The sequence below is a fragment of the Providencia burhodogranariea DSM 19968 genome, from assembly GCF_000314855.2.
GTDB classification, from domain to species: Bacteria; Pseudomonadota; Gammaproteobacteria; order Enterobacterales; family Enterobacteriaceae; genus Providencia; species Providencia burhodogranariea.
The window spans coordinates 402533-422477 of record NZ_KB233222.1; the positions used below are offsets into that span (position 1 = coordinate 402533).

General features: G+C 39.8%; 18 protein-coding genes and 1 other RNA gene. 12 read left to right on the forward strand and 7 right to left on the reverse strand.

Features of this window, described 5'->3' with window-relative positions; translation table 11 throughout:
• The first annotated feature begins 282 nt into the window (after positions 1-282).
• Complete coding sequence (argO, locus tag OOA_RS01655; RefSeq protein WP_008910380.1) at positions 283-900, forward strand: arginine exporter ArgO; 618 nt, start codon at positions 283-285, stop codon at positions 898-900.
• A gap of 120 nt (positions 901-1020) precedes the next feature.
• Entirely contained in the window at positions 1021-1755 is a 735-nt protein-coding gene (locus OOA_RS01660; RefSeq protein ID WP_008910381.1) for an oxidative stress defense protein, read from the forward strand.
• A 167-nt stretch (positions 1756-1922) separates the two neighbouring features.
• Here OOA_RS01660 and OOA_RS01665 read toward each other — a convergent pair whose 3' ends face one another.
• Together OOA_RS01665 and OOA_RS01670 are read right to left on the reverse strand one after the other, a co-directional pair.
• Positions 1923-2924: an FUSC family protein gene (locus OOA_RS01665; RefSeq protein ID WP_008910382.1), complete on the reverse strand. Its 1002-nt coding sequence runs from the start codon at positions 2922-2924 to the stop codon at positions 1923-1925.
• Positions 2925-3303: 379 nt separating this feature from the next.
• Positions 3304-4206: a LysR family transcriptional regulator ArgP gene (locus tag OOA_RS01670; RefSeq protein ID WP_008910383.1), complete on the reverse strand. Its 903-nt coding sequence runs from the start codon at positions 4204-4206 to the stop codon at positions 3304-3306.
• Between the two features lie 201 nt (positions 4207-4407).
• On the opposite strand from OOA_RS01670, the gene rpiA reads away from it, so the two are divergent.
• Both rpiA and serA read left to right on the forward strand, forming a co-directional pair.
• Positions 4408-5064, forward strand: a complete 657-nt coding sequence (gene rpiA / locus OOA_RS01675; RefSeq protein WP_008910384.1) for a ribose-5-phosphate isomerase RpiA — start codon at positions 4408-4410, stop codon at positions 5062-5064.
• A 444-nt stretch (positions 5065-5508) separates the two neighbouring features.
• On the forward strand, positions 5509-6759 hold the full coding sequence (serA, locus tag OOA_RS01680) for a phosphoglycerate dehydrogenase (RefSeq protein ID WP_008910385.1): 1251 nt from the start codon (positions 5509-5511) through the stop codon (positions 6757-6759).
• A 49-nt stretch (positions 6760-6808) separates the two neighbouring features.
• On the opposite strand, the gene OOA_RS01685 is transcribed toward serA, so the two are convergent.
• The 3 genes from OOA_RS01685 to zapA all read right to left on the reverse strand — a co-directional run bounded on the left by OOA_RS01685 (position 6809) and on the right by zapA (position 8167).
• On the reverse strand, positions 6809-7399 hold the full coding sequence (locus OOA_RS01685; protein ID WP_008910386.1) for a 5-formyltetrahydrofolate cyclo-ligase: 591 nt from the start codon (positions 7397-7399) through the stop codon (positions 6809-6811).
• A 145-nt stretch (positions 7400-7544) separates the two neighbouring features.
• Positions 7545-7726: non-coding RNA, 6S RNA (ssrS, locus tag OOA_RS19895), on the reverse strand.
• A 111-nt stretch (positions 7727-7837) separates the two neighbouring features.
• Entirely contained in the window at positions 7838-8167 is a 330-nt protein-coding gene (zapA, locus tag OOA_RS01690; protein WP_008910387.1) for a cell division protein ZapA, read from the reverse strand.
• On the opposite strand from zapA, the gene OOA_RS21170 reads away from it, so the two are divergent.
• From OOA_RS21170 to gcvP, 8 genes are all read left to right on the forward strand, one after another.
• The gene (locus OOA_RS21170) at positions 8166-8312 is read left to right on the forward strand and encodes a hypothetical protein (RefSeq protein ID WP_158467567.1); all 147 of its coding nucleotides are present in this window, start codon (positions 8166-8168) and stop codon (positions 8310-8312) included. The two genes, zapA and OOA_RS21170, sit on opposite strands and share 2 nt — an antisense overlap.
• Before the next feature lie 26 nt (positions 8313-8338).
• Positions 8339-8917: a YecA/YgfB family protein gene (locus OOA_RS01695; protein ID WP_008910388.1), complete on the forward strand. Its 579-nt coding sequence runs from the start codon at positions 8339-8341 to the stop codon at positions 8915-8917.
• 287 nt (positions 8918-9204) lie between these two features.
• Positions 9205-10521: a Xaa-Pro aminopeptidase gene (gene pepP / locus OOA_RS01700; RefSeq protein WP_008910389.1), complete on the forward strand. Its 1317-nt coding sequence runs from the start codon at positions 9205-9207 to the stop codon at positions 10519-10521.
• 28 nt (positions 10522-10549) lie between these two features.
• Positions 10550-11728, forward strand: a complete 1179-nt coding sequence (gene ubiH / locus OOA_RS01705; RefSeq protein WP_008910390.1) for a 2-octaprenyl-6-methoxyphenyl hydroxylase — start codon at positions 10550-10552, stop codon at positions 11726-11728.
• A 25-nt stretch (positions 11729-11753) separates the two neighbouring features.
• The gene (ubiI, locus tag OOA_RS01710; protein WP_008910391.1) at positions 11754-12983 is read left to right on the forward strand and encodes an FAD-dependent 2-octaprenylphenol hydroxylase; all 1230 of its coding nucleotides are present in this window, start codon (positions 11754-11756) and stop codon (positions 12981-12983) included.
• A 609-nt stretch (positions 12984-13592) separates the two neighbouring features.
• Positions 13593-14687, forward strand: coding sequence for a glycine cleavage system aminomethyltransferase GcvT (gene gcvT / locus OOA_RS01715; RefSeq protein ID WP_008910392.1), 1095 nt, complete (start codon positions 13593-13595; stop codon positions 14685-14687).
• 54 nt (positions 14688-14741) lie between these two features.
• On the forward strand, positions 14742-15134 hold the full coding sequence (gene gcvH, locus OOA_RS01720; protein WP_008910393.1) for a glycine cleavage system protein GcvH: 393 nt from the start codon (positions 14742-14744) through the stop codon (positions 15132-15134).
• Between the two features lie 92 nt (positions 15135-15226).
• Positions 15227-18103, forward strand: a complete 2877-nt coding sequence (gene gcvP / locus OOA_RS01725; RefSeq protein ID WP_008910394.1) for an aminomethyl-transferring glycine dehydrogenase — start codon at positions 15227-15229, stop codon at positions 18101-18103.
• 139 nt (positions 18104-18242) lie between these two features.
• Here the strand turns inward: gcvP and OOA_RS01730 are convergent, their stop codons facing one another.
• Both OOA_RS01730 and ygfZ read right to left on the reverse strand, forming a co-directional pair.
• A complete protein-coding gene (locus tag OOA_RS01730) occupies positions 18243-18863 on the reverse strand; it encodes an HD domain-containing protein (protein ID WP_008910395.1) in 621 nt (206 codons plus the stop codon).
• Positions 18864-18874: 11 nt separating this feature from the next.
• Complete coding sequence (gene ygfZ / locus OOA_RS01735; RefSeq protein ID WP_008910396.1) at positions 18875-19864, reverse strand: tRNA-modifying protein YgfZ; 990 nt, start codon at positions 19862-19864, stop codon at positions 18875-18877.
• Positions 19865-19945 lie beyond the last annotated feature (81 nt).

Below are 19945 nucleotides of genomic sequence, written 5' to 3' on the forward strand. Positions count from 1 at the left end.
GTAAATTACGAAATTTGAATACCTAGATAACACTTTTATTCATGTAACTCGCCATATACAACCTTATTTTTAATTATTTAGATGAATTTTGTAATTAAAATGATGTTGCCAGTATAGCTTTAGTGCTTTTTATTAAGACATTTATGCCAGTAATACTTCGATATATTAAATTGCTTCATTATAAGTAACTCTAATCATGTATTAGAATTAATAATTTTAACTAATAATTCTTATTGATTAGAATTCATTTAAATAAAATGAATAGTTATTGGGAATTAATGCATGTTTACGATTTATTTACAGGGTGCTTTATTGGGAGCCGCAATGATTCTTCCTTTAGGTCCACAAAATGCCTTTGTATTGCAGCAAGGAAGTCGAAAACAATATCATATAATGAGTGCATTTTTATGCTCGTTAAGTGATACGTTTTTAATTGTCGCAGGTGTATTTGGAGGAAGTGCTCTTCTTGGTCAATCTGAAATTCTTATGCAATTAATTACATGGGCTGGTGTCGTATTTCTTATTTGGTATGGATATGGCGCATTCCGCACCGCAATGTATAGTGATGATGTTATAATACAAGCGGAAAATAAAGTTGCAAATCGTTGGCGAGTCATAGTGACGCTGTTTGCTGTCACTTGGTTGAATCCACATGTTTATTTAGATACTTTTGTTGTATTAGGTAGTGTCGGTGGCCAGCTTGATAGCCAATTACGTCCATGGTTTACAGCTGGAGCCTTAACTGCATCTTTTGTCTGGTTTTTTGCACTGGCAATGCTAGCTGCTTGGTTTTCACCGATATTAAATAAACCTCGTTCGCAGCGAATTATTAATCTCTTTGTGGGCCTAATTATGTGGTTTATTGCTTTTCAATTAGCAAAACAAGGGTTAGGTTATTGATAATTTCTTATTAATCCGAAACTAATTTTACTGTCTATGTGCTAAGGTTTAGATAAGGTAGTGGGAGTCATTTAAATATATGATCCAACTACGTCTTATTATTATTTATTAGGAGGTCCTGTGAAGTTAAAGTCTCTTGTTCTTGCCACCATGTTGGCGGGTGTTACGGTTCCGGCTATTGCGCAAGCAAATCCACTTCCGGAAGGACCACATATTACAACATCAGGTAATGCAATTATTAAGGCTGTACCTGATATGGCAACATTAAATATCAATGTTGAAGCCACTGAAAAAGATGCAGCAGCTGCGAAAGCTGATGTTGATAAACGTGTTGCTGAGTATTTTGAATTTCTGAAACAAAATGGCATCGAAAAGAAAGATATCAATGCCGCTAATGTTCGTACTCAACCTAAGTATGAATACAATAAAGAATCTCAGCAATCATCAATTGTTGGCTATACCGCGGTTCGCTCTGTAGAAGTTAAAGTAACTAAATTGGACCAGTTAAATACACTTTTGGATGGTGCATTGAAAGCAGGTCTTAATGAAATCAACTCAGTGCAATTTGGTGTGAATAACCCACAACAATACAAAGATGAAGCACGTGAAAAAGCCATTAAGAATGCCATTGAACAGGCGAGTGCACTCGCAAAAGGATTTAGTGTTCAGTTAGGCCCAGTGTATAGCGTGAGCTATCGTGCTCCTGATGCTGTGCCATATCCTGCGCCAGTAATGAAATTTAGTGCAAGAATGGCTGCTGCTGATGCTCCAGCACCTAGTGTCAATGAAACTTATGACCAGCAAAGTATTGATTTTAACGACCAAGTGGATGTGGTTTTTGAATTAAAACGTTAATTATATCAGATTGTTAGTGAATCCCAGGCCATTGCTCGTTACTTTATGAGTGATGGCTTATTTGATTTACACTAAAATAACCCTGTTTAGAGCTGAGATAGTGGTAAAAAGTAGGGAGAAGAAAAAAGGAGAGTTATTCTAAGTGTCTAGTCACTCAAGCACTAAAACTATCCATTTTTTGTTTTATTTTTTAACGGGTTAGGATTTGCGGGAAGGAATAGAAGCATCAGTAAAGCAATAAAAATACCGCCGATGGTTAACATAACTCGGTTTGATGCCATGGTTAAGGGATCACCCTCAGGCAATAAATTAAATGCAAGTGCAATTGCAGTCAGGCAAAATGACCAGCCGCCATAGCGTTTAGCTCCAATCAATAGCATTGTGAATACCAATCCCCCCACAAGTAATACATGTAACCAAGGTAATGGTGATAAGCCTAATAGCAATCCCCCCACGGCAGCACCAAGTAACGTACCAATCCCTCTTGCTTTCATTCGATAAATAGTTTGTTCTCGTGTTGGTTTCATGACTCGAAGACCCGCAGCAGTTAGCCAACAAGGATGTGATCCAGGGCTCATACAAGCTGCAATACTTCCTAACAATGATGCTAATATCATGCTAAACGCAAAGCGTTTTTGATTTTTATCTTTCAGTAAATCAATCGAATGTTCTTGTGCAACATCTTGAGTGGTTGGGATACAGATAAAGGCAACTATAGCTCCCCACAATAGTCCGACAGAAAAACAAATACCATAATTTGTTGGACCGCCAGCAGGTATTTGTCCAACTGATAAAAAGAAAGCTAATGTCGCGAGTGCAACAGGTAATCGAAAATACCCTTCTTTTAATTCGCCAAGACATTGTGCAAATGCAGCGAGTAGTGCACAAAGGAAAAACATCCATGAACCAAGCGTAACATTAACGCCAATTGTAGCAAATAAGCTAAAAATACAAGCAGATATAGTTAGTATTCGGTATTTATGTTTTGATGGAAGATAAGGGAAAGAGACCAATAATAAATAGGTACCGAAAGCCGCGATACTACCATATTGGGCATTACCCAATAAAATACCGACACTCCATGGGAATACAGTACTAAGTGCCATTAAGAATGCACGTACAGTTTTAGTGGAGGTCAGTAAACGCATATTTTTTGTGTAATTAAGCATCGGCAAGCTGGATATAAAGATTCATGTTTAAATAACTATCATTATTATAAGGAAAAATGCAAATAAGCTTGAACTCTCAAAATATAAAAAAGTAATATTTAGTCATTTAAAGAACGAATAGTTTAAGCTTCATATTTTGCTTATGTTGAGTCACTCGAATCACATTTTATCGAAGGTTTAGGGATAGTCGTATTTATTATTTACATTCATTCGAATTATTGAGGATATAAACGAATTGATACAATATACCTATTATAGAGATAATAGTGTGATTCGAGTCGCTAAGTATATTTAACATCAAAGCGTCTTAATGTGCGCAGGCATAAATTTACGTAATCTACTGGTTTATAGACGATTTAAATTTTAGTGCCTGCTGAACTTAGAGGTCCTCTTCCTGCTTTAACAGGTGATGCCCAGTTTTTAGTAACGCATCAGTCACTTTTTTCATGGTTCGGCTTTCTGGTGCAAAGCGATGCCAGTAGAGCATCCGACGTTGGCAGAGGCCTGGTGTTAAATCGACTAACTCACCATTTTTTAGCTCATTCGCTATTTGTAAATGAGGGATCATACAGCAAGTGGAACCTTGCCTTGCGAGTTGTACGAATGCTTCTGATGAATTGACAATATGGCAGGGGACGCTACCCGGCGAAAGCCCAAAGTTCTGCTGCACAAAGGCTTGGTGCATATCGTCAAGATGGTCAAAAGCTACCGCAGGCGCTTTGAGGAGTGATGAACGCGTTACACCATCAGGAAAATATTGAGCAGCGAAACCCGGTGATGCAACAAATATATAATCTAGAGCACCTAGCTTATCGACTAAACACCCCGGTAAAGCTTGAGGTTGAATACTGATAGCGCCGACAACTTCACCTCGTCTTAAACGTTCTTGCGTTCGTGTTTCATCTTCCACTTGTATATTCAAGCGAATAGGGCTGTTACTTAAAACAGGATTTAGTGCAGGTAATAACCAAGTTGCTAAGCTATCAGCGTTAACAGCAAGTGAAAGCAATAGAGGTGTTGACCCTCCATTTTCATCGCCGAGCCACTGTTCTTCTAATAATTCAACCTGATGCAGCAGTGCTAATAGTTTTTGCCCTTGTTCTGTAGGATGTGGCGGCACTGTACGAACGAGTAATGGCTGACCAAATAAGTTTTCTAGCTGCTTAATACGCTGCGAAACAGCAGATTGTGTAATACACAATTTTTGTGCTGCTCGTTCAAAGCCTCTTTCACGAATGACAGCATCCAGTGCTTGCAACGCGCGATAATCAGGGCGCTTCATTGGGGGGATCTCCTTGGTATTATTCTACCGCTTACTATGCCATATTTTGTGTCAGAACACCTGAAATATTGATTACATTATATGAATCACAAAAAACAGCATGGAAATGCTATTAACGAGGCTGAACTTGCAAGGTGTCCGATATATACTATTATCCATAAAATCTCATTCACCCTTAAATAAATGGTAGAAGACATGAGTATGACTCAGGACGAACTAAAAAAAGCGGTAGGTTGGGCAGCATTGGAATACGTGAAACCCGGAACAATTGTTGGAGTGGGGACGGGGTCTACGGCTTCTCATTTTATTGATGCATTAGCGACAATGAAAGGTCAAATTGAAGGTGTTGTCTCCAGTTCAGAGGCATCAACAGCGAAACTAAAGGCACTGGGTATCCCTATTTTTGATTGCAATGAAGTTGACTCTCTAGATATCTATGTTGATGGTGCTGATGAAGTTGATCATCACATGAATATGATTAAAGGGGGCGGAGCAGCTTTAACGCGTGAAAAAATTGTTGCCGCTATTGCTAAAACCTTTATTTGTATTGTTGATCAATCTAAGCAAGTTGACGTTTTAGGTAAATTCCCATTACCCGTTGAAGTCATTCCAATGGCTCGCAGCTATGTTGCTCGTGAATTGGTTAAGTTGGGTGGGATGCCTGAATATCGTCAAAATGTTGTTACTGATAACGGTAATGTTATTTTAGATGTCTTTAATTTAAGCATTCTTGATCCTGTTGCTCTTGAAAATAAAATCAATAGTATTGCAGGTGTTGTGACTGTAGGTTTGTTCGCAAATCGTGGTGCAGATATTGTATTGATGGGTACACCTGAAGGTGTCAAAACGCTGAAATAACCTTAAGTTGCCATTGCTTTGATAGCAGCCTGAGGAACATTGATTAATGATGTGACTCAGGTATTTAAATATGCTTAAGATTCACCTGCCTTACAGTTTGATTAATATACATAAATCAAATAATGCTGCGCTTAGCTAGCTTATTTTTTATAGACAAAGCATGATTTCCATTCCTATTTTTTTAGTTATCAAATCTAAATAAAAAATTTCACTATTTTTAATAACACAGTATTTTGGTGATATATCTCACATTCATGCTTAATACATAGGCAAAATCCTTATTTTGTATTATGCCCCCTGATTTTCTGCCATATAACTTCTTTTTCTTTGTGTTTGAACATATGGTCTAGGCAAACGATTGTATTGATACTGTGCTATTTTTTGCTATGTTGGTACACGGAAAGTTCATCTGTTACGAATCTTAAGCATGATAGGGTAGGGGAAATGGTCAAGGTATCTTTGGAAAAAGAAAAAATTAAATTTTTACTGTTGGAAGGTGTTCACCATAGTGCAGTTGATAATTTAAAAGCAGCAGGCTATACCAACATTGAATATCATAAAAGTGCGTTATCGGACGAAGAATTAAAAGAAGCAATAAAAGATGCTCGTTTTGTCGGTATTCGCTCCCGTACTCATTTGACTGAAGAGATTTTTGCATCAGCTGAAAAATTAGTTGCCGTTGGCTGTTTTTGCATCGGGACTAACCAAGTTGATTTAGATGCTGCTGCTAAACGCGGTATTCCAGTTTTCAATGCGCCTTTCTCCAATACTCGTTCTGTTGCAGAAATGGTTCTGGGTCAACTGTTACTATTATTACGTCGCATTCCAGAAGCTAATATGAAAGCTCATCGCGGTATTTGGGACAAGCAAGCAAAAGGCTGCTTTGAAGCACGTGGTAAACGCTTAGGTATAGTCGGATATGGTCATATCGGTACGCAGCTAGGCATTTTGGCTGAAGGGATTGGTATGAATGTCTATTTTTATGATATCGAAAACAAGCTCCCATTAGGTAATGCAACACAAGTTCGCACAATGGCTGAATTACTGAATATGAGTGATGTTATCAGCTTACATGTACCTGAAACATCAAGTACAAAAAATATGTTTGCCAAAGAACAGTTTGAATTGATGAAACCAGGTGCTATTTTCATCAATGCTTCACGTGGTACTGTCGTTGATATTCCAGCTCTGGCTGATGCATTAGAAAGTAAGCATTTATCGGGTGCCGCTATTGATGTGTATCCAACCGAACCTGCGGGTAACGATGATCCTAATGACCCATTCATTAGTGAGCTAATTAAATTCGATAATGTGATATTAACACCACATATTGGTGGCTCGACGGAAGAAGCACAAGAAAATATTGGTTTAGAAGTTGCTAGTAAATTGGCTAAGTACTCTGACAATGGTTCAACGCTTTCTGCGGTTAACTTCCCAGAGGTTTCTCTACCAGTACATACTCAAGATACAAATCGTTTATTGCATATTCATGAAAACCGCCCTGGTATGATGAATAGCATCAACCAAGTGTTTACTGAAAACAATATCAATGTAGATGGGCAATATCTACGTACAACAGGAAATGTCGGGTATGTTGTTATCGATATTATTACCCAACATGCTGATCAAGCGGATGCAATCCTGTTAAAATTAAAACAGCTGCCGGGCACTATTCGTGCACGTTTATTGTTCTAATGAATTGACAGGTAAGATATATTTATCAATTAGTTATGGTGGCACTGAATTACCAGTGCCATGTTTTTTTGGGTGTAATAATCTCAGGTAACGGAATATCCCAATGAGCGGTAGGGAGTGACTGTACTTGTTGGCAGTCATGAGCTAATCCTATTGGATAAAAGCCTTTTTGTTGCCAGTTAGCCAATGTCCTATCATAGAACCCTCCTCCCATCCCTAAACGCTGCCCTTGATCATCGAAAGCGACAAGTGGGATCATCATTATATCTAACTGACTTAGTGGCAGTACACTGGTGATATCCAATGGTGGTTCATCAATATTAAAGCGATTTTTTACTAGCCTCGTTTCTGGCGTATAGCGTAAAAATAATAAATTATGTCGATTGAATGGATGCAATACTGGCAGATATACTTCTTTGTTTTGCTGCCATAATGCATCAATAAGCGGATGAGTATCGATTTCACCATCAAAAGAGAGAAATAGAGCAATGTGTTGGGCATGAATAATTGCGGGATGTTCTAATGCATTGTGCATAAGGTTTTGTGCTGCGAGCTGCTGCTCATGTGCCGTGAGTTCTTGACGTTTTTTTCGGATTTTTTTCCGAATATGTTGACGCATAGCTAATCGATTATCTTCCATAGGAATAATACCTCCAGAGATATATTGAGAGTAATGTGATTTTTATTGGTTTGATGGAGGAAAGTATAGTGTAATTGATTAGAGAAAGCTGGTTTGGAATTTATTTAAGAATAAACTAGCTTGAAAACACAAGAAGTGAAAATTGAGGATCTCCGAGATGCCGCTGTAGGCTGTAACCCTTGAACCCTTGGTTCAAGGTGAACGTAGCTTTGCAACCTTTAGGCTTCCTGAACGAATCGGGCATGCTCACCAGCGCAAAAACTACATTCTGTTTTATATGAATATCGGCTCAGGGGACTCGCCCACTTGCAAACATCTCAGAGAAATTTGGTTGAGTAATTACTTGTACTCGATGACTTCATTGTATGAAACTGGATTTAAAAAGCAACCCAATTTTTATTTATTTTTTTCATACTAATGTATGATAATTAAGCGGATTTAGCCAAGGGGCATAACCTGCCTCTCAGTGATTGAAACCTGATCGTGTAATGCTTGCTCAATAGTTTGTTGCAGCATTTTTATTTTTTGTTCCATATTATATGCATAATCGCGAGTCTTTGTCTTTTCTTGTGTTAATTCGTGACACACGTTTAATGCAACGATAAAAATAAGCTGTTCTGTATTCGTAACACCACTTCTCGTTTTCAGATCTTGTAGGCGTTGTTCAAGTTCCTGTGCTGATGCTATTAGGGCTTCTTTTTGCTCTATAGGGCAATTGACTCTCATTGAACGCCCGAAAATTTGAATGTCAACAGGTTGTGCGGACATGATACCTCCATACGAAATAGGACTCGCCGCAAATATAATGTTCGGCGTAACAGATATTAATTTCCGCTATATTGGCAGCTATATTGTAAATGCGGACAAAAAGCTTACTGGTCTAGCGGCTATCCTTGATGGTAGCATATCATGAATCATTAGCTAACATGACGAATTCAGATGTCTATACAAAAATCTTTACCAAATTATGAAACGTTGGATAACCTTCTCCAACAACACTCTATTGCACTCACTGCAGCTGAAATACACGGTTTAATCACAGGGCTTATTTGTGGTGGTAGTCGCGATCACGGCTGGCAGGCATTAGTCCACGATCTGGCTAATGACGGTTTAGCTTTTCCGCAAACTATTGCTCAACCGCTGCGTGAATTATTCGATGCAACATTTGAATCATTGGATGATACCGAATGTGCTTTTTTCATGCTGTCTCCAGATGAAAATGCATCGGTGTTTGACCATGCAGATGCATTAGCTGGATGGGTTAATCATTTTTTACTTGGAATCGGTGTCACTCAACCAAAATTTGCTGATAACAAAGAAATTGGTGAGGTTATCACTGATTTGCGCAATATCGGTATGCTAGGTTATGACGAAGATGAAGATCAAGAAGAGCTAGAACATGCTTTAGAAGAAGTTGTTGAATATGTCAGAGTTGCCGTCCAACTTTGCTATATCACTTTTACTGAAGGTAAAAAACAGCCGACAGCAGTTGAAAATAGCAAGCCGACCCTTCACTAAAAAATGATGGTATTAGCAGTGGCATTTGCTTATTTGAGCTAAATATCATTTCGCAGGATGAATCTGATACAAGTTAAGCTCTTTGCATTATAAGCTTTTGATCTATAGCTGCCATACTTCACAGTTGTATGGGGATGCATTCAAATATCTGGGTCACAATGTTATCTATGCTCATCGAGATTTTTCAATGAGTATAGTGTTATTTATCATTTTCATATGGCTAAAATTATTTTGAATATAAACGTGTGGTATAAACTCAATAATCTAGATAATAAGGCAGAAACGGTATGAATAAGCAGGAATTTATTTCTCGTCGTAACGCATTATTGGCTCAGATGGAGCCAGCAAGCGCAGCTATTATTTTTTCTGCGCCAGAAGCTCAGCGTAATGCAGATTGTGAATATCCGTATCGTCAACATAGTGATTTCCTTTACTTGACCGGATTTAGCGAGCCTGAAGCTGTTTTGTTGTTAATTAAAAGCGATGAAAAACATAGCCATACTGTTCTTTTTAACCGTGTTCGTGATTTAACTGCTGAAATTTGGTTTGGCCGCCGTCTCGGGCAAGAGGCAGCTCCTGAAGCATTAGGTATCAGCAAAGCTCTTCCTTTTGGTGAGATAGAAGAGCAACTGTATCAATTATTAAATGGTCTTGATGTGGTTTACCACGCTCAAGGTGAATTTGAATATGCAGATAAACTCGTTTTTGGCGCATTAGATATTCTACGCAAAGGCAGTCGCCGAAGCTTACGTGCGCCGGGAACAATGATCGATTGGCGTCCACTAGTTCATGAAATGCGATTGTTTAAGTCGGAAGCTGAAGTTGCCACGATGCGTAAAGCGGGTGAAATATCTGCACTGGCACATATTAGGGCAATGAAAACCTGTAAGCCGGGTATGTATGAGTATCAATTATGTGGTGAAGTTGAGTATGAGTTTACTCGCCATGGTGCTCGCTTCCCATCTTATAACTCTATTGTTGGTAGTGGTGAAAATGGCTGCATTTTACATTACACCGAGAATGAAAGTGAAATGAAAGATGGCGAGCTGGTATTGATTGATGCTGGAGCCGAATTTGATGGTTATGCAGGTGATATCACACGAACTTTCCCTGTGAATGGTAAGTTTAGCCAACCACAACGCGAAATTTATAATATCGTACTTAAAGCTTTAAATACTGCATTAGAGTTATATCGCCCAGGTACCAGTATTCATGAAGTAACCCAAAAGATCGTACGAATCAAAATAGAAGGGCTCGTAGAGCTGGGTATTTTACATGGTGATGTCGATCAATTGATCGAAAACAAAGCACTCTTTCCATTCTTTATGCATGGTTTAAGTCATTGGTTGGGTTTAGATGTTCATGATGTAGGTTTCTATGGTGCCGATCGTGATCGTCTGTTAGAACCTGGAATGGTCTTAACGATTGAGCCAGGGCTTTATATTGCACCTGATGCAGATGTACCTCCAGAATATCGTGGCATTGGTATTCGTATTGAAGATGACATTGTGATAACTGAAGACGGCAATGAAAACTTGACGGATTTAGTTGCGAAAGATCCTGATGAAATTGAAGCATTAATGGCTATTGCTAAAAATGCTTAATCGAGCAGTAAAAGGTAATTAACAAAACATGAATGTGATTATTGTTGGTGGTGGAATGGCAGGTGCAACGACGGCGCTAGCTATTTCTTCCTTGAGTCAAGGTAAGTTATCAGTTTCCTTAATTGAAGCTTCTTTACCGGAAGGAAAACATCCGGGATTTGATGCACGTGCGATTGCGCTTGCTCATGGTACTTGTCAGCGGTTGTCAAAAATCGGTATTTGGGATTCACTTGCTGATTGTGTCACCCCGATAACGCATGTTCATGTTTCCGATAGAGGTCATGCAGGTTTTGTGAACATCGATGCTAAGGATTATCACATTCCCGAGCTTGGTAACGTGATCGAATTGCATGATGCGGGAGAGCGCTTATTCTCATTATTACGTAAAGCTCCCGGTGTTACTTTGTACTGTCCTGCTAAAGTTGAAAATATTCAACGCCATCTTGATAGTGTAACTGTTACGCTAAATAGCGGTGAGACTATAAATGGTTCACTATTAGTCGCTGCGGATGGCAGCCGCTCTGTGGTGGGGCAAGCTTGTCATATGCAATGGCAACAAGATGATTATGATCAAGTTGCTATTATAGCCAATGTTAAAACGTCAATTGATCCCCAAGGAAAAGCCTTCGAGCGTTTCACTGAGTTTGGGCCACTCGCATTATTACCGATGTCTCAAGGCCGTAGCTCCCTTGTGTGGTGTCACCAGCAGGAGCAAGCAGAAACCATCAAATCGTGGGATGATGAAACATTTATCCATAAACTTCAGCAAGCTTTTGGCTGGCGTCTTGGTAAAATGACCCAAGTAGGAACACGTTTTTGCTATCCGCTTTCTTTGAGAAAAGCATTAAGTCCCATTAGTCATCGAACAGTTTTAGTCGGTAATGCGGCTCAAACACTGCATCCTATTGCAGGACAAGGCTTTAATCTTGGTATTCGTGATGTGATGCAATTAGCTGAAACAGTTGTTGCCGCTCACCGACAAGGGCAGGATATTGGTGCGTATTCACTTTTAAATACTTATCAGCAAGCTCGCGTTATTGATAGAGACAAAACAGTCACCATGACAGATGGTCTTGTCCGAATTTTTGCGAATCGTTGTTTACCTTTAGTTATTGGACGTAATTTAGGTTTAATGGCAATGGAAATGCTACCATCAGCACGAAATGTATTGGCTCGCCAAACACTTGGCTGGGTAGCACATCAATAACCACAGAACTAAGAGGAATAAAAATATGCAATCGTTTGATGTGGTTATCGCCGGTGGTGGTATGGTTGGATTGGCGCTTGCCTGTGGATTGGAAGGGACAGGCCTTCGTGTCGCAGTGATTGAAAATCATCCCCCAAAGACAATATTTTCAGATAATGAACCCCATGAATTACGCGTTTCTGCAATCAATGCGGCAAGCGAAAAATTATTAACCTACCTAGATGTTTGGTCTGCCATTAAATCGATGAGAGCATCTGCTTATAATGGTATGGAAGTCTGGGATAACGATAGTTTTGGTCGTATCAAATTTGCAGCAGAAGATCAAAACCTGACTCATCTGGGGCACATTGTCGAAAACAACGTCATTCGTGATGCTCTATGGCAAAAAGCTGCGTCACTGCGTGATGTAACCTTAATGGCTCCAGCAACAATTCAAAAAGTTGTTTGGGGTGAAAACGATGTTTTTATCACCCTCACTGATGAATCTATGTTAACCGCAAGACTAATTGTTGGTGCTGATGGCGCAAACTCATGGTTGCGTGGTCATGCTGATATTCCACTGACATTCTGGGATTATGAACATACCGCTTTAGTTGCAACAATTCGTACTGAACAGCCTCATGAAGGAATTGCTCGTCAAGCTTTTGATGGCTCAGGGATATTGGCATTTTTGCCATTTAGTGACCCACATCTTTGTTCGATTGTCTGGTCTCAGCCAGCAATTGAAGCAGCTAGACGCCAGCAACTCGATAAACAAAATTTTGAAAAAGAGCTAGCAGTGGCATTTGATACTCGTTTAGGCTTATGTCAGCTGGAAAGCGATAGATTGACGATACCGCTAACTGGGCGATATGCCCGCCAATTTGCAGCGCAACGTTTGGCTTTGTTAGGCGATGCTGCGCATACTATTCATCCACTTGCAGGCCAAGGTGTTAACTTAGGCTTTATGGATGTTGCTATGCTACTTGGTGAAATCAAACGTTTACATCGTGAAGGCAAAGATTTCGGGCAATATTTGTATTTGCGTGGTTTTGAGCGTAGTCGCAAACATAGTGCAGCTCTTATGCTTGCTGGCATGCAAGGGTTCCGTGAGCTATTTGATGGTAATAACCCAGCTAAAAAATTACTACGTGACTTAGGATTAATACTTGCGGATAGCCTACCGGGTATTAAACCTCAATTACTTAATCATGCGATGGGGTTATTTGATATGCCAGAGTGGCTAGAAACAGCTCAAGTTAAATCGGCAAAATAATAGACCTCAACGATTGGCAGTGCTTAAAACTGCCAATCTTCTCTTATGACTTCCAACCTCATTCTTTAGTCAATTGTTTACTCGTCTTAGTTAATTAACATTTCCTCTTCATTTTTATTATTAAAACTTGAGAAATTCTAATCACAAACAATTTTCGGATTAGTTTTAGTAATTTTAATGCTCGGCAAGGGGATCAGTACTTGGTTAGAATTAGCAGCAATACGATGATTAATTCGACTCTTTTATCTTAATTATGGTGAGATTGAGTGATCATTCTCAATTTTTTAACAAAATTTGCTGGATAATATCTCTTGTAATCAGTAATACAGAGTATAGATAGCCCTATTTTTTTTAATGGTTTCTTACTAAAAACAGTGGTAGTTTTTAATAAGATGTTATCGTTTGCGTAGCGTTATTGGTTGTGTAGTGAAGATAACTCGAGTTGCATCCGAATAAACTGCAAAGTTCTACTGATTAGCATGCATAGCATGTAATCCTAGTTGCTGAGTAAAGTTAACAACGATACAACTTCAAGTATGATGAAATTATCTTTTTCTACACCAACATGTGGCGCTCACCCTATCATATTCAAATGTAAAGAGGGTATTCATGGCAAAGCAAACCCCGCTATATGATGAACATATAGCTTGCGGTGCAAAAATGGTGGATTTTCATGGTTGGATGATGCCGCTGCACTACGGTTCACAAATCAATGAGCATAATTTAGTGAGAACCGATGCTGGGATGTTTGATGTATCCCACATGACCATTGTTGATTTACATGGGGAAGGCAGTCGTGACTTTTTACGCTACCTTTTGGCAAATGACATCGCAAAATTAACCGATAAAGGCAAAGCGCTTTATACCGGGATGCTAAATGCGTCCGGTGGAGTAATTGATGATTTAATCGTTTATTACTTAGATGATGATTTTTATCGTTTAGTTGTTAACTCTGCAACCAGAGACAAAGATATTGCATGGATTGAACAACATTCTAAATCTTATGTTGTATCAATTGAAGTTCGTGATGACCTCGCTCTCATTGCCGTTCAAGGCCCAACAGCACAGCAAAAAATAGACTCTTTACTTACAGATGAACAGCGTGCTGCGATTGCTGATATGAAACCTTTTTACGGTATTCAAACGGGTGATTTTTTTATTGCTACCACAGGTTATACCGGTGAAAAAGGTTATGAAATTGCTTTGCCAAAAACACAAGTGATTGATTTTTGGCGCCAGCTTGTTGAAGCTGGCGTGCATCCTGCGGGATTAGGAGCGCGTGATACGTTGCGCTTAGAAGCTGGGATGAACTTATATGGTCAAGATATGGATGAAACCATTTCTCCACTTGCTGCTAATATGGGATGGACGATTGCTTGGAAACCTGAAGACCGTCAATTTATCGGACGTGAAGCATTAGAAAAACTCCGAGAGCAAGGAACGGATAAACTGGTTGGTATCGTTATGCGTGATAAAGGGATATTGCGAGCGGGTCAAACTATTCGCTTTACCGATAACTTAGGTAAGTTGCAAGAAGGTATTATTACCAGCGGGTCTTTCTCGCCGACACTCGGTTTTAGTATTGCATTCGCGCGCGTGCCGACTGGAATACAAGATAAAGCAATTGTTGAGATCCGTAACCGAGAAATGCCTGTTGAAGTTGTAAAACCTGGTTTTGTACGAGAAGGAAAAGCCCTCGTTTAATCGCGGCTAATTCAAAATACATTTAAAAATTCAAGAATAAGAGTGAGGTTGATGATGAGTAATGTTCCTGCTGAGTTGAAATATACACGTGAGCATGAGTGGGTTCGTTCTGATGGGAACGGTGAATATACCGTTGGGATTACTGAGCACGCGCAAGAACTATTAGGTGATATGGTCTTTGTCGATTTACCTGAGGTGGGTAGCGTCGTTGATATTGGTAGTGAATGTGCAGTTGTTGAATCAGTTAAAGCTGCTTCGGATATCTATGTGCCTTTAACTGGTGAAGTGATTGAAGTTAATGAAGATCTGGCTAGCTCTCCTGAATTAATCAATGAGCACCCATACCAAGAAGGTTGGATTTTCCGCATCAAAATTTCTGACGAATCTGAACTGAATGATTTGTTGGATGCAGATGCTTATTCAGCATTACTTGCTGAAGACGAATAAAACTAATAGGCGCCCCGTTAATGATAAATTTCGGGGCGTTTTGCTTTAAAGCCTACCTCACTCACAGCAGATAAAGGAATGGGAACACAGATATGACGATGTCACTCAGTCAGTTAGAAAACCGTTCAGAATTTATTCAACGCCATATTGGTTCATCAGAACAACAAATAAATACCATGTTGGAAACTGTTGGTTTAACGTCATTGGATGCGCTGACGGATAATATTGTACCTAAAGCTATTTTATTGGACGAACCCCCGAGAGTGGGGAGTGGCGCCACAGAGCAAGAAGCGCTTGCAGAACTTAAAGCAATTGCTTCTTTAAATAAACGCTACAAAAGTTACATTGGAATGGGCTATGCACCAACAATCCTTCCTCCTGTTATTTTGCGTAACCTATTAGAAAACCCTGGTTGGTACACAGCTTATACTCCTTATCAACCCGAGGTATCGCAGGGGCGATTAGAGTCTCTGCTCAATTTTCAGCAGTTAACAATTGATTTAACGGGTTTAGATTTGGCATCAGCATCATTATTAGATGAGGCTACTGCTGCTGCGGAAGCAATGGCAATGGCAAAACGCATTAGTAAATTGAAAGGCGCTGAGCGATTTTTTGTGGCTGATGATATTCATCCACAAACATTAGATGTTGTCCGTACCCGTGCAGGGACATTCGGTTTTGAAGTTATTGTTGATAAAGCGGAAAAAGTGCTCGACCACGAGGGGATTTTTGGTGCGTTATTACAGCAGGTTGGCACAACGGGAGAGGTGCATGATTACAGTGATCTCTTTGCAACATTAAAAGAACGCAAAGTGGTGAGTTGTGTTGCTGCTGAAATGATGGCCTTAGTCGTATTATCAGCACCGGGGAAACAAGGTGCTGATATCGCCTTTGGTTCGGCACAGCGTTTTGGTGTTCCTATGGGCTATGGTGGCCCTCACGCAGCCTTCTTTGCCTGTCGTGATGAATTCAAGCGTGCAATGCCAGGACGTATCATCGGTGTTTCTCGCGATGCAGCGGGCAATACAGCATATCGTATGGCTATGCAAACGCGTGAACAACATATTCGTCGTGAAAAAGCGAACTCAAATATCTGTACCTCACAGGTCTTACTGGCAAATATTGCTGCAATGTATGCTGTTTATCATGGCCCTCAAGGACTAAAACTCATCGCACAGCGAATTCATCGCTTTACGTCTATTTTTGCTAAGGCGCTTGAAGAAGCCGGCATTTCACTTCGCCATAAGAGCTGGTTTGATACTCTAGCGATTGAAGTTGCCGATAAAGCGGCGGTACTCGCACTTGCTGAAACAGCAAAAATTAACTTACGTACAGATATTCTCGGTGCTGTAGGTGTTACCTTTAATGAAACTACGACACGCCAAGATCTGAATGATTTATTTGCAGTTATCACTGGGATTGAGCAAAAACTGGATTTTGAAAAGCTAGATAAGCAAGTTTCTGCTGAAGAAAGTGTAATTTGTGCTTCTATGCAGCGCGATGATGTCATTTTATCTCATCCAAATTTCAATCGTTATCATAGCGAAACTGAAATGATGCGCTATATGCACAGCTTGGAGCGTAAAGATTTAGCGCTTAATCAGGCCATGATCCCACTAGGCTCTTGTACGATGAAGCTAAATGCTGCGGCTGAAATGCTACCGATTACTTGGCCTGAATTTGGCGAATTGCATCCATTCTGTCCACCTGAGCAAGCGCAAGGTTATCATCAGATGATCGAGCAACTGTCCCATTGGTTGGTTCAATTGACTGGATATGATGCTGTTTGTATGCAGCCTAACTCTGGTGCTCAAGGTGAATATGCAGGCTTGTTGGCCATTCGTCGCTATCATGAAAGCCGTAATGAAGGTCATCGTAATATTTGTCTGATCCCTGCATCAGCACACGGGACAAACCCTGCATCTGCACATATGGCAGGAATGGAAGTTGTAGTAGTACGTTGTGATGATGAAGGCAATATTGACCTTGTGGATTTACGTCAACAAGCTGAAAAACACAGTGCAGATCTTTCTTGTGTTATGGTGACTTATCCATCAACTCATGGTGTTTATGAAGAAAGTATCAAAGAAGTTTGCGAGATAATTCATCAGTATGGTGGTCAAGTCTATCTTGATGGTGCCAATATGAATGCACAGGTAGGATTAACCACACCGGGCTATATCGGTGCTGATGTTTCTCATCTTAATTTACATAAAACGTTCTGTATTCCTCATGGCGGTGGTGGCCCAGGTATGGGGCCGATTGGAGTGAAGAAACACTTAGCACCATTTGTTCCAGGGCATTCCGTCGTTGAACAAGAGATGGTAACAGATCAAGGTGCTGTTTCTGCCGCCCCTTTTGGTAGTGCATCGATTTTACCAATTAGTTGGATGTATATCCGCATGATGGGTTCTTATGGGCTAAGAAGAGCTAGCCAAGTTGCTATTTTGAATGCTAACTACATAGCTAAGCGACTCAGCAAGCATTATGAAATTTTATATACAGGTCGTGATGGTTATGTGGCTCATGAATGTATTGTTGATTTACGTCCAATCAAGAAAGAAACAGGTATCAGTGAGTTAGATATTGCTAAGCGATTAATTGATTATGGTTTTCATGCCCCAACTATGTCATTCCCTGTTGCCGGGACTCTAATGATCGAACCAACAGAATCAGAGAGCCTTGTTGAAATTGATCGTTTTGTTGATGCGATGTTGGCTATCCGGAATGAGATTGACAAAGTTGCTAAAGGGGAGTGGACACTTGAAGATAACCCACTCGTTAATTCACCACATGTTCAGACTGAGCTAGCCGGTGAGTGGAACTATTCATACAGTCGTGAGCTTGCAGTATTTCCAACTTTAGCTACAAGGGCTAACAAATATTGGCCAGCAGTAAAACGTTTAGATGATGTGTATGGTGACCGCCATTTGCATTGTTCATGTGTACCAATTGAAGATTATATCTAGTTAGCTTTCATTAAATAAAAAAAAGCCCGCAATGGATTGAAATTGTGGGCTTTTTTATCAGCAGTGGTGGATTGTATATATATATCATAATTCACGTTTTTTAATCGATACTTATGTAACATGAATTATGGCGCGTATATTAAAGCAACCAGCCTTTTTTTTGTGCTAATTCTAATTGCGGGAGAAGCTGTTCCCATAGCTCAGGAAAAACGTCAACAATAAATTTACTTCTATCTAGAACTTGTTCCAGACGAATATTATTTTCAACCCAACTTTGGCCATTATTATGTAAGTTTAATAGCATTGGGGTGACTCTATCAATGACGTTAGCGAATTTTGAATCTAATGTTTCAGCTGCATCATATTCATTCCAAAGTGCTAAAAACTGTTCATTTTGTGGGGATGGAAGTAATCCGAAAATACGAACAGCTGCTTTAACTTCTTGTTCTCGAACAGCTTCACGCGCAGCAATATCATAAACTAGAACATCTCCTGCATCGATTTCCACTACATCATGAACTAATGCTAATTTGATCGCGTGTTCTACATTAACTCCATCAACATAAGGCGCAAAGCTCATTGCTGCCATGGCAAATTGCCAACTATGCTCAGCCGTATTTTCATGTCTTTCATTATTGAGTAGTTTATTTTTGCGATAAATACTTTTTAGTTTATCCAACTCCATTATGAATTGAATAACCTCGGTAAACGCGCCAAAATTCATGACTTCAACTGGCTTATTACCATTTACAGATGACATAGAAACCTCAATTATTTTTCTTCTTCCAAAGAGTAAGGGAGTGGTTGAATGGTGAGTCGGCTTTGCTCATCGCCGGTGATTCTAAATACGCTGTCAGCTTCCATATCATTATTCATAATGATCTGAACATTTATTTCGCCATTAGCTAATTGTACCGCAGCAAGAATGGTGCCAGTTCGACGCCATTTATCCCCAAGTTGCCACTCAAGACCTTCTCCCGCAGCAGGGATTGATGTGCCAGTGCCTTTTAACCAATACATTGCACGTTTGTTCGCACCACGAAATTTTGCACGAGCAACCATTTCCTGTCCAGTATAACAACCTTTTTTGAAGCTAATGCCATAAGGTAAGGCTTGTAAATTAGTTGCTTGTGGGAGATGTTGGGCACTATTGGTTGGATCAATTACAGCGTAGCCAGCTTCTATATCTAATGATAGCCATTGCTCATCAGATACAACCGTAGCATTCAGTATGCTGCTGAGTCTTTGTGCCGTTAGCTCATCAGTGATAACTAAAAAACGCTCGCGAGGTAATGCTAATTGCAGCAAGGTAGATTCACCATCAACAACGACTTGGTTTTCAGCGTCAGGTAATTCATTAAAAATGATAGCTAATGCATCACGGGCACCTTTTCCTGCAATTCCTAATAATTTCAGATCAGTTTTATGTTCAAAGGACACTTTAGAGAAAACAGCATATTTTTTTAGCTCTGCTAATTGATTTGCGAGCACACTGGCTCTTTCTATGTAAGAGAAACCATCAAGATGGTGGAATAGTCGCAAGTCACTCCACATTTTACCTTTCGGGTCACAATGAGCCGTTAAGGTATGCTGGGATGGTGTTAATGCCGCAACATCGGCGGTAACTTGCCCTTGAATATATTTTTCAGCATCAAGGCCATGTAAGTGAACTAACCCCCAGTTTTCCAGTGAAATCAATATAAGTGGTAAAGACTGAGAATCGAGAGGGAATTGTTGTGAGTGAGCAACTTCAGTAGTCATGATTTCACCTGTTATTCTTTCATATCAGAAGATAGTAATGGTAAAAGAGCTGGATAACATTGCAAGTAGTTATTATGATGC